At 75.9% G+C, this 13007-nt stretch carries 11 protein-coding genes; 7 read left to right on the top strand and 4 right to left on the bottom strand.

The window, feature by feature from the left end:
* Positions 1–14: 14 nt before the first annotated feature.
* From IE217_RS22380 to IE217_RS22365, 4 genes are read left to right on the top strand one after another with little or no spacing between them, the layout of a single operon-like run.
* Positions 15–923: a hypothetical protein gene (locus IE217_RS22380; RefSeq protein ID WP_190179775.1), complete on the top strand. Its 909-nt coding sequence runs from the start codon at positions 15–17 to the stop codon at positions 921–923.
* Positions 920–1126 carry a Trm112 family protein gene (locus IE217_RS22375; protein ID WP_190179697.1) on the top strand — a complete coding sequence of 69 codons (207 nt, stop codon included), beginning with the start codon at positions 920–922 and terminating at the stop codon, positions 1124–1126. The genes IE217_RS22380 and IE217_RS22375 overlap by 4 nt, the downstream gene beginning before the upstream one ends.
* Positions 1127–1152: 26 nt before the next feature.
* Positions 1153–1986 carry an FkbM family methyltransferase gene (locus IE217_RS22370; protein WP_229865492.1) on the top strand — a complete coding sequence of 278 codons (834 nt, stop codon included), beginning with the start codon at positions 1153–1155 and terminating at the stop codon, positions 1984–1986.
* Entirely contained in the window at positions 1943–2569 is a 627-nt protein-coding gene (locus tag IE217_RS22365; protein WP_373298098.1) for a hypothetical protein, read from the top strand. The genes IE217_RS22370 and IE217_RS22365 overlap by 44 nt, the downstream gene beginning before the upstream one ends.
* On the opposite strand, the gene IE217_RS22360 is transcribed toward IE217_RS22365, so the two are convergent.
* Positions 2562–3443, bottom strand: a complete 882-nt coding sequence (locus IE217_RS22360; RefSeq protein WP_190179695.1) for an ATP-grasp domain-containing protein — start codon at positions 3441–3443, stop codon at positions 2562–2564. The genes IE217_RS22365 and IE217_RS22360 overlap by 8 nt on opposite strands.
* Positions 3444–3616: 173 nt before the next feature.
* Here IE217_RS22360 and IE217_RS22355 point away from each other — a divergent pair, with 173 nt between their 5' ends.
* Both IE217_RS22355 and IE217_RS22350 read left to right on the top strand, forming a co-directional pair.
* Positions 3617–5062 carry an acyl-CoA synthetase gene (locus IE217_RS22355; protein WP_190179694.1) on the top strand — a complete coding sequence of 482 codons (1446 nt, stop codon included), beginning with the start codon at positions 3617–3619 and terminating at the stop codon, positions 5060–5062.
* Positions 5055–6437, top strand: coding sequence for a carboxyl transferase domain-containing protein (locus tag IE217_RS22350; protein ID WP_190179693.1), 1383 nt, complete (start codon positions 5055–5057; stop codon positions 6435–6437). The genes IE217_RS22355 and IE217_RS22350 overlap by 8 nt, the downstream gene beginning before the upstream one ends.
* Here IE217_RS22350 and IE217_RS22345 read toward each other — a convergent pair.
* Positions 6412–10128, bottom strand: coding sequence for a S8 family serine peptidase (locus IE217_RS22345; RefSeq protein WP_190179692.1), 3717 nt, complete (start codon positions 10126–10128; stop codon positions 6412–6414). The two genes, IE217_RS22350 and IE217_RS22345, sit on opposite strands and share 26 nt — an antisense overlap.
* 284 nt (positions 10129–10412) lie before the next feature.
* Between IE217_RS22345 and IE217_RS22340 the strand changes: the two genes are divergently transcribed.
* Positions 10413–11450 carry a rod shape-determining protein gene (locus IE217_RS22340; protein WP_190179691.1) on the top strand — a complete coding sequence of 346 codons (1038 nt, stop codon included), beginning with the start codon at positions 10413–10415 and terminating at the stop codon, positions 11448–11450.
* Between the two features lie 76 nt (positions 11451–11526).
* Here IE217_RS22340 and IE217_RS22335 read toward each other — a convergent pair whose 3' ends face one another.
* Both IE217_RS22335 and IE217_RS22330 read right to left on the bottom strand, forming a co-directional pair.
* On the bottom strand, positions 11527–12462 hold the full coding sequence (locus IE217_RS22335) for an anti-sigma factor RsbA family regulatory protein (protein WP_190179690.1): 936 nt from the start codon (positions 12460–12462) through the stop codon (positions 11527–11529).
* Complete coding sequence (locus IE217_RS22330; protein WP_229865490.1) at positions 12459–12728, bottom strand: anti-anti-sigma factor; 270 nt, start codon at positions 12726–12728, stop codon at positions 12459–12461. Before IE217_RS22330 ends, IE217_RS22335 begins: the two co-directional genes overlap by 4 nt.
* Between the last annotated feature and the right edge of the window lie 279 nt (positions 12729–13007).

The raw sequence follows: 13007 nt of genomic DNA, 5'->3' as shown, positions 1-13007 counted from the left end.
CCGTGTGGTGGGGGGTGGCCGCCGCGCTGCTGGCCAACGTCCTGTACAGCACGGGGTTCGTGCTGGAGAAACGGGCGCTGGCCGGGCTGCCGGAGGTGTCCGTGCGGCGGCCGGTGCGGCTGCTGCGGATGGTGCTGGGCAGCCCGCTGTGGATCGCCGGATCCGCCGCCCTCGCGGCCGGGTTCGGGGCGCAGCTGGTGGTCTACCGGACACTGCCGATCGCGGCCGCGCAGGGCATCTTCGTATCGGGTCTGGTGCTGCTCGTGCTGCTGTCCGCGCGGCTGCTGGGCGAGCGCACCACCGGCCGCGAGCGGTACGCGCTCGGCACGATCCTGCCCGCGCTGCTGATGGTCGTGCTCTCCCTGGACCGGGGCTCGGACACCGTCGGCCGCGACGCCCCCTACCCGCTGGTGCTGCTGGTGTGCGTGCCGTCGCTGTGGGCCGGGGTGGCGCTGTACCGGGCCGCCGAGCGGCGCGCCCGCCACCGGCACCGGCCGCCCGCCACGGGCGTGGAGTACGGGGTGGCGGTGGGCCTGCTCTACGGGGTCAGCTCGCTCGCCGTCAAAGGGGTCTCCGGTTACCTGGGCGCCGGGCACGGGCCGCTCGGCGCGGTGACGGGCGTGCTGCGCTCGCCGTACCCGTATCTGCTGCTGTTCACCGGCGCCTTCGGTCTGGTCATGTCCCAGGCCGCGCTCCAGCGCTGCCGTGCCTCGCTGGTCGTGCCGGTGTGCACGACGGTGACCTGCCTGTTCACGGCGGTGCTCGGCACGCTGACGTTCGGCGAGGCGCTGCCCCACGACCCGCTGCGGCTGTCGCTGCGGATCGCGGGCACGGCCCTGGCTGTGGCCGTGCTGCTGACCATGCCCAAACACCACGAGGAGCCCCGTGACGCCCTCGGGGCCGAGGAGCTGACGCCACCGTGAACCGCGACGACCCGCTGCTGAGGATCCTGGCCTGCCCGCTCGACAAGGGCCCGCTGCACCTGCTGCCGGAGGACGCGCTCTACAACCCGCGCCTGCGCCGCCGCTACCCCATCGTGGACGGCATCCCCCAGCTGCTGCCGTCCTCGGGCGAGCAGGTGGCGCAGGAGGAGCACGAGGAACTGCTGAAACGGATGGCCCGGTGAGGCCCCCGGCGCCGGGTGGGCGCACGGTGGCCGCCCGGCTGGCGCCGTTGCTGCCCGCCCGGTGGGTCGCCGCCGCCGCGCGGGCCGTGTACCCGCGGTTCGAGCCCGAGCTGGCCCGGCTGGACGAGCTGTGCCCGCCGGGATGCGGCACGGCGGTGGACGTCGGCGGCTGGTACGGGCCCTGGACGCACCGGCTGGCGGCCCGCGCCCACCGGGTGGTGACCCTGGAGCCGGTGCCGCACCTGGCGCGGCTGCTCGCCACCCGGGCCCCCGCCAACGTCCGCGTGATCCAGGCGGCCGCCGCCGAACGCCCCGGCACCGCCCGGCTGTGGCTGCCGCCGGACGACGCGGGCGACCGGGGGGTGTCGTCGCTGGTGCGGCGGGACATCCACGGCCGCGCGCTGCCGGTGGAGTGCGTGGCCCTGGACGACCTGGGGCTGCGCGGGGTCGGGTTCGTCAAGGTGGACGTGGACGGCGCCGAACTCGCGGTGCTGCGCGGGGCGACCGGGCTGCTGGCCCGCGACCGCCCGGCGCTCTTCGTCGAGCTGGAGACCCGGATCCAGCCGGTCGCGCCGGTCGTGCGGTACCTGGAGCTGCTGGGCTACACCGGCTGGGTGCTGCCCGGCGCCCACTGGCTGCCGCTGGCGTCCTTCCCGCTGGCCGAGCACCAGGCGGGCGCGTCCCACGTCGCCGCGCACGGGCTGCTGCGCCGCGTGCTGTCCTCGCACGGCCCGCGCCACGTCCGCTACGTCAACTCGGTGCTGTTCCTGCCCGACGGCCGCCGCCCGGACGTACGGGTGGGTGAGGATGGGCACCATGCCGACGCCCTCCGGAAAGCGCCCCGCCAGGGGACCAGCTGAGCGCCCCGCCAAGGCCCACGTCCCCTTCACCGCCCTCGACCTCCAGCTGGTGCTGCTGCGCCGCATGGCCGACCACAACCCGGACCTGGTGGAGGACGCCCGCCGTGAACTGGGCGTCTCCCTCGCGCGGATGCGGGACGCCAACAAGCGCTGGCAGGCCATGCTGCACTCGCCCAAGGGCCGCCGCGCCGCCGCCCGCTACCGCTCCGTGCTCGGCGAACCGGAGTCGGCGACCGCGCGCCGCGTGGGCGACCTGGACTGCGAGGCCCGTCAGTGGCGGCTGCCCTTGTGGCCGGGCCTGCGCTTCGAGGTGCTGGCAGGACCGGACGGGCAGGTCTGGAACGAGTGGCTGGTGCGCGCCCCGGATGCCGAGCCGCCGCGCCTGCGCACCACCGCGGACCTCGTCCCCTGGTCCTGCACGGTCGACGAGGCCGCCCGCGCCTTCGCCCCGGCCCGCCCCCTGGAGGGCACCGCGCCCACCCGCTGGGGCCTGGCGTTCACGGCCCCCGACCCGGACGGGACGCCCCGGCAGGTCGTGGCCGAGTTCACCTGGGGTCTGCTCCAGCGGACGCGGATCAGCTGACGGCACCGGCCGCGGCCAGCACGTCCCGGACCACCCGGGGCAGGGACGCGGGGTGCAGCCACAGGAACAGGTTGGGCTCCACCAGTTCCAGTTCCATCACCCTCGGTTCGCCGTCGTCCCCGTCCACCAGGTCCACGCGGGCGTACAGCAGCCCGGAGCCGCCGCCCGGCACGGCGGCCAGCGCCCGCTCGGCCACGGCGAGTTCGGCGGGCGCCGGCTCCCACGGCTCCACGCCGGGGTGGGCGACCTTGGCCGCGTCGTAGGCGGTCCCGGGCGCCAGCACGGCACGCTTGCGGCTGGCGTGCAGCAGCCGGCCGCCGAAGAACTGGAGCGCCCGCTCCCCGCTGACGTCGATGCGGGTGAGGTACGGCTGCACCATCGCGGTCAGCCCCTCCTCGTGCATCCGCGCCACCTGCGCGGCCGCCCTGTCCCGCTCTCCCGGCGCGTATCGGGCGGCGAAGCGGGCGCCGGCGCCGAAGACCGGCTTGACCACGAACTCGCGGTCGGCGGGCAGCCGTAGCTCGTCGCCGGGCGCGAGACAGCTGGTCGGCACGACGGGCACCCCGGCCGCCGCGAGGTCGACGAGGTAGCGCTTGTCGGTGCTCCAGCGCACCACGTCGGCCGGGTTGGCGACCCGGGTGGCCTTCGCGCACCGCTCCAGCCACTCGGTGAACTCCGCCATGCGCCAGGTGTAGTCCCAGGTGGACCGGATGAGGACGAGGTCGAAGCGGCCCCAGTCGACGCCCTCCCGGTCCCAGGGCACCGCGACCGCCTCGGCCCCGGCGTCCGCGAGCGCCTCGGTCAGCACGGGCAGGTCACGGTCCCGGTGCGGTTGCGCTCCGGGGTCGTAGGTGGCGAGCGCGACGCGGAGCACGGCGGGTTTCCTCTCGTCGGGAGTTTCGGCTCGTACATCAGTTCAGACGGCTGTGACCGGAGTCAACCTCCGGCGGCGACCGAAGCGGGTGCGGGTGGGGTAGGAACGGTGGTGTCGCCACCGCCCGCGCGCGAGTTCCACCGCCCGCGCACGAGTTCACAGGGAGTCCTCGCGTGTCCTTGCTCTTTCCCGCCCTGACGGAAGACCCCGGCGAGCGAGTCGCCCTGCGGTTCGGTGAGCGGTCGCTGACGTACGCGCGGCTCGCGGCGGCGGCCGGGGCCGTCGGGCGGCGGGTGGCCGGCCGGGAGCGGGTCGCCGTGTGGGCGACGCCGGAGCTGGAGACGGCCGTGGCGGTGGTGGGCGTGCTCCTGGCCGGGGTGGCCGCCGTGCCGCTGAACCCCAGGTCGGGCGAGAAGGAGCTCGGGCACATCCTGGCCGACAGCGCGCCCTCGCTGGTGCTCGCGGCCCCCGGCGCCGAACTGCCGCCCGTGCTCGCCGCACTGGAGCGGGTGGACGTCGACGTGCGCGCCACCGCGCCGCTGCCCGACGGCCACGCGGGCGAGGAGGACCCGGCCCTGGTCGTCTACACCTCCGGCACCACCGGTCCGCCCAAGGGCGCCGTCATCCCGCGCCGGGCCGTCGCCACCACGCTGGACGCGCTCGCCGACGCCTGGCAGTGGACCGGGGACGACGTGCTCGTGCAGGGCCTGCCGCTGTTCCATGTGCACGGGCTGGTTCTCGGCGTCCTCGGGCCGCTGCGGCGCGGCGGGGCCGTGCGGCACCTGGGGCGGTTCGGCACCGAGGGCGTGGCGCGGGAGCTGAGCACCGGGGCGACCATGCTGTTCGCGGTGCCGACCATGTACCACCGGATCGCGGAGGCGCTGCCCGGCGACCCGGCGCTGGCGAAGGCGCTCGCCGGCGCCCGGCTGCTGGTCTCCGGGTCCGCCGCGCTGCCCGTGCACGACCACGAGCGGATCGCGGCGGCGACCGGGCGGCGGGTGATCGAGCGGTACGGCATGACGGAGACGCTGATGAACACCAGCGTCCGCGCCGACGGCGAGGCGCGGGCCGGGACGGTGGGCGTGCCGCTGCCGGGGGTCGAACTGCGGCTGGTGGAGGAGGACGGCACGGCCCTGACGGCGTACGACGGGGAGACGGTCGGCGAGATCCAGGTGCGCGGCCCGAACCTGTTCACCGAGTACCTCAACCGGCCCGACGCGACGGCCGCCGCGTTCACCGCCGACGGGTTCTTCCGCACCGGTGACATGGCGGTGCGCGACCCGGACGGCTACGTCCGCATCGTCGGCCGCAAGGCCACCGACCTGATCAAGAGCGGCGGCTACAAGATCGGCGCGGGCGAGATCGAGAACGCGCTCCTGGAGCATCCGGGCGTGCGGGAGGCGGCCGTCACCGGGGAGCCGGACGCCGACCTCGGGGAGCGCGTCGTCGCCTGGATCGTGCCGGCCGACCCGCAGTCGCCGCCCGGCGCCGAGGAGCTGGCCGACCACGTGGCCCGGCGGCTCGCCCCGCACAAACGGCCCCGCGCCGTCCGTCTCCTCGACGCGCTCCCGCGCAACGACATGGGGAAGATCATGAAGCGGGCGCTGCCCCATGGCTGAGCGGCTCACCGCCCGGCAGGCCCTCGCCCTCGTCACCGACGACTTCACCGAACTCCCGGATCCTGCCGGTCACTCGGAGCCGGACGGCCCGCTCGGCTGGCGGGGCTACGACACCGCGCGCGCCCGCGCCACCGAACGCACCGGCGAGCGGGAGTCGGTGGTGTGCGGCACCGCGACCGTCGGCGGCACCCGGGCGGTGCTGGTCTCCTTCGAGTTCGGCTTCCTCGGCGGCTCGCTGGGCGAACGCACCGGCGACCGCCTGGAGTCGGCGTACGTCCACGCCCGCGAGCACCGCCTGCCCGTCGTCCCGCTGGTCGCCACCGGGGGCAGCAGGATGCAGGAGGGCATGCTCGCGCTCACCCAGCTCCAGCGCGTGGCCCGCCAGTCCGCGCTCACCCGGGCGGCCGGGCTGCCCCAGATCGCGGTGGTGCGCGACCCGACCACGGGCGGCGGCTGGGCCACCCTCGGCGCGGGCGCCGACGTGGTCCTCGCCCTGCCCGGCGCCCAGATCGGCTTCGCCGGCTCCCGCGTCCGGCCCGCCGGCGCCGACCCGGCTGCCTACACCGCCGAGGCCCAGCTGGCGGCAGGCTCGGCGGACGCGATCGTGCCCCCCGGCGAACTCCGCGCCACCCTGGCCCTGTGGCTCCGCCTCCTGACCACCCCGTCGGCGACCGGCGCCCCGCCACCGCACGCCCTGCCCACACCGGACACCGCCACGCGCACCGCTCTGCCCGCCACCGGCTGGGAGGCCGTCCGGCGGGCCCGCGCCCCGGAGCGGCCGCGCGCCGAGCGGTATCTCGACGCGTACTTCGAGCAGCGGGCGGCGATCTCCGGAGACCGGTGCGGCGGGCGGGACGACGGGATGCTGTGCGGTTTCGGCGAGCGTGAGGGACGTACGATCGCCTATGCCGCGCAGACCGGCACCGCGACCCGGCCCGCCGGGTACCGCACCGCCGCCCGGCTGGTGCGGCTCGCGGACCGGCTCGGCATCCCGGTGCTGACCCTGGTGGACACCCCGGGCGCGGCGAACGACGCCGAGGCCGAGCGGCAGGGCGCCGGGGCCGCGATCGCGGACCTGTTCGCCGCGGTCGCCGAGGCCCGTACGCCCGTCACCACGCTGGTGATCGGCGAGGGCGGCTCCGGCGGCGCCCTCGCCCTGGCCTCGCCCCGCGACACCTGGGCCACGCCGGACAGTTACTTCTCGGTGATAGCGCCCGAGCTAGCCGCCGCGATCCTCAAGCGCCCGCCGGAGCAGGCGCCGGCCACGGCCGGCGAGCTCCGCGTGCGCCCCCAGGACCTGCTCGCCCTGGGGGTGGTGCGGGGCATCGCCGGCCACGACGAAGGCGCGGTCACCGCACCCCCACCGCCCGGATGACCTCCTGCCGCACGAAGCCGCCCCGGTCGTCGCCCGCCGAAGCGCGCAGCGACACCGAGGCGGCGCCGCGCGGCACGGTCAGCGTGCCCCGCCAGGTGGCGTCCCGGCCGGTGAGCGCCACCGGCCGCCAGGTCGCGCCCTCGTCGTACGACACCTCGAGCCGGCCCCCGCCGACGGTCCCGGTCCCCGTGGCTCCCGCGACGTACTCCGCGTGCAGGCCCACGCGCACGCGGCCGCCGGCGCGCACGTCGCCCGCGAGGCCGGTGCCGACGCCGAAGGCGAGGTTGATCAGGGGCAGCGTCGTCCAGCGGTCCTGCGGGGCGGCCGAGGAGCGGAAGGTCCACTCCGCGTGCCCCCGGCTCGCGAGGCGCCACCGGCCGGCGTCCAGCGCGGTGTCCGTGACGAGCCGGTACGTGTGCTCACCGGCGGGCGCGTCCCACGCGTAGGCGGTCGAGTCGGACCGCTGGTCGGTCAGTCGGCCGTCCGTGTAGAGGGACGTGGTCTGGGTCATGCCGCTGTCCTGGCTCCAGACGTCCCCGAAACCGGTGTGGTCGGGTCCCGAGTCGCCCCAGCCGGGCGCGTCGAACCGCAGCTGGTTTCCCTGCCGTTGCTGTCCCCAGCCGAGGCCGGTGCCGAGCCAGGGGTGCCAGACGGGACCGAACCAGTCGAGCACCGGGTGCGATCCTCCGGTGTAGCGGACCAGCCCGCCGCGCTCCTCCAGGGTGGCGTCGCCGACCGTCACCGACTCCTGCCAGAGCCTGCCGGGACCGGCGGAGACGTAGTCGGTGCGTACGGCCGGGTAGTCGATGCGCTCCTGGAAGCCGATGCCGACCGGGAAGGTGCCGGTGATCGAGTACCGGAACTCGCCGCCGGACGCCGGGGACGCCTGGGACACCGGCCGCACGGCGTGGAACCTCGCCCGGACGGTGGCGAGTTCGCGCCCGTCCGGCGCGTACGTGAGGTCGTGGTCGGGGATCGCGCCCCGGTGGCCCTGCTCCAGGTCGTAGACGTACGGGGTGTCGCGCGTCCCCGTCATGTCGACCCGGCCGGTGGCGCGCAGCCGGGCCGCGTCCGCCTGGTTCACGGTGGCGATCTGCAGCGGCCGGTCGGCGTTGTCGTCGGTGCCCCACCAGGCGCTGAGCCGCCCGGGCGCGTCGTCGGTCACGAACAGCGCCTTCGCGCCCGCGTCCTGGGCGGCCCGGGCGAGCGCGGCCGGCTCGGCGCCGTCGGCGAGCCGGGCCAGCACCGCCTTGCCCCGCACGTCCTTCCCGGCGAAGTCGCCGTCGCCGGTGTCGACGAGCGGCAGCCGGCTGCGTCCCTCGATCAGCGTGCCGCCGGACTGCGCGACCGCCTCGCCGATCCCCCTGACCTCCAGCCGCGGCTTGCCGAGCCGCCACACCGTCCGGTACTCGAAGCCGCCCCGGGTGACCTTCCGCGTCGGCGCGGCGAAGACGCTGTCGTACGTCACCGGCACCTGGACCGCCTCGGACAGGTCCGAGCCGCCGGCGTCGCGGTCGTACTCCATGAGCAGTTGCCGCGTCTCGGTGCGGCGGGCGACGGCGGCCCTGATCTCCCGCAGCCCGCGGCCGTCCAGGGTGACCTCGCGGTCCCGGTCGAGGACGACCTCGGGTGCGGCGAGGAAGCCGAGGCCGAGGGAGTCGGCGCCGTGGCTGCCGCGCACATCGAGGAAGGTGGTGAGGCTGTACGTGCCCGGCTTCAGCCGCAGCCGCAGGGTGCCCGAGTCACCGGCGTGCTCCGTGCCGGGATCGGCGCCGGCGGCGAGCCGCTGCACGGTGACGTCGGCGGCGGCAGCGGCGCCCGTGCGGTCCTTGACGTGCACGGTGAGCGTGTACCGCTCGTCCTCCTTGACCAGCCCGAACACGGTGTGCGCGACCGGCGTCCCGTCGGCCGAGGCGACGATCTGCCCGCTGGTCTCGCCGACCGGGGCCTTCGTCCCGTCGCCGGTGACCGTGGTGGTGGCGGTGCCGTGCGCGGGCACGGTGAGCGCGGAGTCGGCGAGCGTGGCCACGCCGTCCGGTGCGCCCCGCACGGCGAGGCTCAGCCGCACCGCCGCGTCGGAGGAGTTGGTGTACGTCAGGGTCCTCGTCACCGGCTTGTCCGCCGGGTAGGGCCAGCGCAGGAAGCCGAGGTCGGCGCTGCCGGTGGCGGTGATCCCCGCGCGCACGGCGTCGGGCACGCTCACCCGGCCCGCGCCCAGCAGGTAGGCGGAGGCGTCGAGCGGCTTCGACGTCGACATCAGCGCGTCCTTGAGGCGGGCGCCGTCCCAGTCGGGGTGCTCCTGCGCGAGCAGCGCCGCGGCCCCGGCGACATGGGGCGCCGCCATGGACGTACCGCTCATGGTGGTGTAGTAGCCGCTGCCCTGGGCGAGTTGGGAGCGGGCGGCGAGGATGTCCACGCCGGGGGCCGCGAGGTCGGGCTTGAGGGCGTCGTCGCCGGCGCGCGGTCCGGCGCTGGTGAAGTACGCGGCCCGGTCGGCGGAGTCGACGGCGCCCACGGTGAGCGCGGCGTCGGCGGCGCCGGGCGAGCCGATGGAGGAGGGAGCGCCGGTGTTGCCGGCGGCGACGACGAAGAGCGCGCCGGTCTGTCTGGAGAGGGTGTCGACGGCCAGCGCCATGGGGTCGGTGCCGTCGCTGGGCTCGGTGGAGCCGAGGCTCATGGAGACGATCCGCGCGCGCACGTCCCGCGCGGCCCACTCCATCCCGGCGATGATCTGCGACTCGCTGCCGGACCCCTGGTCGCCGAGCACCTTGCCGACGGCGAGCGTGGCGTCCGGCGCGACCCCCTTCTCCTTGCCGCCGGAGGCAGCGCCGCTGCCGCCCACGGTGGAGGTGACGTGGGTGCCGTGGCCGTCGCGGTCGGCGGTGTCGCCGCCGCCGGTGAAGTCCTTGGCCACCCGGACGCGGCCGGTGAGGTCCGGGTGGGCGGCGTCCACGCCGGTGTCCAGGACGGCGACGGTGACGCCCTTGCCGGTGAGCCCGGCGTCCCAGGCGGCCGGTGTGCCGATCTGCGCGTTGCTCTCGGCCATGACGGCCCGCACCCGCCCGTCGAGCCACACCTTGCCGGCGGCGGAGTGCTCCCCCGTGAACGCCCGCCAGAAGGCACGGCCCTTGGCGGCCTCGACGGCGGCCCCGCCCACACTGGCCAGGGACCGGGTCCGCCGCGCCCCGGCCAGTCCCGACAGGGCCCCGCCCCTGCCGTCGGTCACGATCAACGGCAGCTCACCGGTGCTCGCGTCGCCGAGCCCCTGCCGGATCAGCGCGCTCACGTCGAACAGCCGCCGGTCCAGGCGGCCCGCCCGCAGATAGGGCAGCGCCTCGTCCGGTACGACGCTGATGTCGCCGTTCACCGTGCGGGTGCGCACGGCTCCCGTGGCGCCCGGGGGCCGCCGCACGGTGACGGTACGGCGGCCGCCGCCGAGGCCGGTGACGGTGACCTTGTCGCCGGTGACGAGAGTGACGGACGCGGACGCCGTGGGCGGCGGCCCGGAGACCGTGGGCGGCGGTCCGGAGGCCGTGGGCGGCGGTCCGGAGGCCGTGGGCGGCGGTCCGGAGGCCGTGGGCGGCGACCCGGCGGTCGTCTCCCGCGCGGTCGCCGGCGCGGCCGGCAGCAGGGCGATCACGAGCCCGGCGGACAGGAGGGCCGCTCTCCGTCGGGCTGGTCCTCTGCTCATCCGTGCCTCTCTTCGTCGGGTGCTGCGAAGAGTGGCAGAAGCCTTGTGGGGCTGGGGAGTTGGGAGGTGCTGGCGGTTTGGCGCCCTGGCGGGTTCCCGCCGTCGCACCGGCCCCGATTCCCCTTTATCTGGCGCTTATTCAGCACATAACCCTAAAATGCACTCATCCAGCGGCACCCCGCCCGGCCCCCTTGAACAGGCGCCCGCTCCCCGGCCCGCGCACGATGACGAAGAAGGCCGCCGCCCGGTGGCCGCCACGGACCGCGCACCCGGGAGGATCTGCCGTGACCGCAAGTCTGGAGCAGTTGCGCCGCTGCCATTTCGCCGTCGACCTGGGAGCGGCCCGGACCCGGGTGTACGTCAAGGGCGCGGGCCTCGTGGTCGACCAGCCCTCGGTCGCCGCCGTCAACACCCGTACCGGAGCGCTGATCGCGGTCGGCGAGTTCGCCGAGAAGATGACCGGCCGCACCCCCGACTACATCCGCGTGGCCCGTCCGGTGTCCGGCGGCACCGTCGTCGACATCGAGATGGCCCAGCGCATGCTGCGCCATCTGCTCGGCGACCGGATGCGCCGCAGCCTGCGCCGCAAGCCCCGGCTGCGGGCCGCCGCCTGCACCCCGCACGACGCCGACCCGCTGGCCCAGCGCGCCACGATCGAGACGCTGGTCGGGCTCGGCGCCCGCCGGGTCGAACTCGTCGACACCCTCATCGCGGCGGCGGTCGGCTGCGGGCTGCCCGTGGAACGGGCCGAGGCCACCATGATCATGGTGTGCGGGGCCGCGGCGACCCAGGTCGCCGTGCTCTCGCTGGGCTCGATCGTCACCGCCGAGCGCATCCCGGTCGGCGGCGAGGCGGTCGACCACGCGATCGTCCAGCACCTGCGCCACGCACACGAGTTGATGCTGCCCAGCCAGTCCGTACGGCCGCTCCAGCTCGCCCTGTCCGGCAACGGGCTCACCCCGCAGGGCCCGTCGTCCACCGAGATCCACGGCCGCGACGTGGCCACGGGCCTCGCCCGCTCGGTGCGGGTCGACACCGCCGCCGTACGGGACGCCATCCAGACGCCGCTGACCGCCGTGCTCGACGGCATCTACCGCGTGCTGCGCGAGTGCCCGCCGGACCTGGTGGCCGACGTCGCCGACCGGGGGATCATGATGGTGGGCGGCTCCGCGCTGCTCCCGGGCCTGGACCAGATGCTGCGCCAGGCCACCGGCGTACCGGTGCACATCGCCGAACGGCCGGACGTGTGCGCGGTCCAGGGCCTGGGCGCCATGCTGGAGGGCAGGATCGAGCCGCTGGTGCTGGACCCGCTGGGCGCGTAGCCCGCGCGGGGCCCCGGCAGAGCCGTACGCGAACCCGTGACGCGAACCCGCGCGGCCGTCAGGCCACTTGGGCCGTTCAGGGAGCGAACCAGCAGCGGACCGTGGTGCCCTTCTCCCCGGTGTGCACGCGCACCAGGTCGGCGACGAGGTTGACCAGCAGCAGGCCGCGGCCGCCACGCTGGTCGCGGGCGGCGGGCCGGCGTCCGGCCAGCGGGTCGGCGAGGCGGCCCCGGTCGCGCACCTCGCACAGCACCTCGCCGTTCTCCGCCCACACCCGCAGCTCGCCCGAACCGCCGCCGTGCACCACGCTGTTGGTGGTCAGCTCGGCCGTGACCAGCGCCAGGTCCTCCAGGCGGGTGTCCACCAGACCCAGCCGGGCACCCTCGGCGGTGGCCACGTGCCGCGCCCGTGAGAGCGTCTGCGCGGTGAAGGCGAAGCACAGCGCGTCCGGCGCGGGCGCCAGCGGCTCGTTGTACCGGCCGAGGACGTGGTCGGGGGCGTAGGCGACGCTGTCCCGTCCGGCGGTGGCGCCGGAGGGGATGACGACGGGGTGGGTGGCGTGCGCGTCGGCGAGGGTCCGCTCGTCCAGCCGCACGGCGTCGTACGGGCACAGGATGGTGACCTCGCGGCCCTCGAACGCGGCGTTGATCAGCGCCTCGTGCTGCACGCAGGCCGGGTACTCGCTGGGCGTGCGGCCGGCCCAGATCGGCTCGCCGATGATCCGCACGCGGCGGCCGGCCGCCTGGGCGTCGGCGAAGGCGCGCAGCACGCCGGGGATGATCCGGCCGGGGTTGCGTCCGGCCTGCCGCATGTCCAGCAGCCGTACGGCGGCGGCGTCCGCGCCCAGTTCCGCCTCGATCAGCCGCAGGTTCTCGCCGGGGACGGCCACCGCGACCGGCTCGCCGGACTCGAGGCCCGCGCGTACGAAGGGGACGGTGCCCGCCAGGTACTCCGCCTCGTCCCGGTAGAACAGGGCGGGGTGGACGAACGGTTCTGTGACGACGGTCGTCATGACGCGGGGACCTCACTTCCCGGCAGGCCGGGCCGGAACACCTCCAGTATCCGGAACACCTCCAGTATCCGGGGCAGCGCGGCCGGCGGCCGGTGCGGCACGGTCGGGCGACCCGGACCGAGCCCGCCCACGGTCTCGGCGAGTACGCCGGCACCGGCCACGCCGGCGAGGGTCACGGCCGACGGCCCCGGGCCGTGGACGTCGCCGGCGTCGCGCACCGCCCGTTCCCCCGCGCGCTCGCGGACCCTCCGTGTGGCCAGGTTCACTTCACCCTCCGCCCGCGGTCCGCCGTGCCCGGACGGCGGCGACACGCTCAGCCGCGGCCCCGCGCCGGGCGCCACGCATCCGCCCGGCGCGTTCCGCTCTGCTCCCGGCACGTCCACACCGCCTCCCCGTTGCTCCACTGCTCGCTCAACAGTATGATCCGCGCCCCTCTCACGCGCCCCGCCTCCGCCCCCTGCCCGCCCCGTACGAGCCCCATGCGTCCCACGGGTTCGTCAAGAATCAGCCCGTATCACCACGATTGCGTGTACGGCGGAGAGCAG

The organism is Streptomyces naganishii JCM 4654, assembly GCF_014650575.1.
Classification (GTDB): domain Bacteria; phylum Actinomycetota; class Actinomycetes; order Streptomycetales; family Streptomycetaceae; genus Streptomyces; species Streptomyces naganishii.
Note: the sequence above shows the minus strand (reverse complement) of the source record. Positions and strands in the feature narration are given on the sequence as shown.

Excerpts from the sequence above, each read along its gene's own strand:
- IE217_RS22365 (WP_373298098.1), top strand. The coding sequence starts at position 1,943 with ATGCCGACGCCCTCCGGAAAGCGCCCCGCCAGGGGACCAGCTGAGCGC.
- IE217_RS22350 (WP_190179693.1), top strand. The coding sequence starts at position 5,055 with ATGGCTGAGCGGCTCACCGCCCGGCAGGCCCTCGCCCTCGTCACCGAC.
- IE217_RS22345 (WP_190179692.1), bottom strand. The coding sequence starts at position 10,128 with ATGAGCAGAGGACCAGCCCGACGGAGAGCGGCCCTCCTGTCCGCCGGG.
- IE217_RS22335 (WP_190179690.1), bottom strand. The coding sequence starts at position 12,462 with ATGACGACCGTCGTCACAGAACCGTTCGTCCACCCCGCCCTGTTCTAC.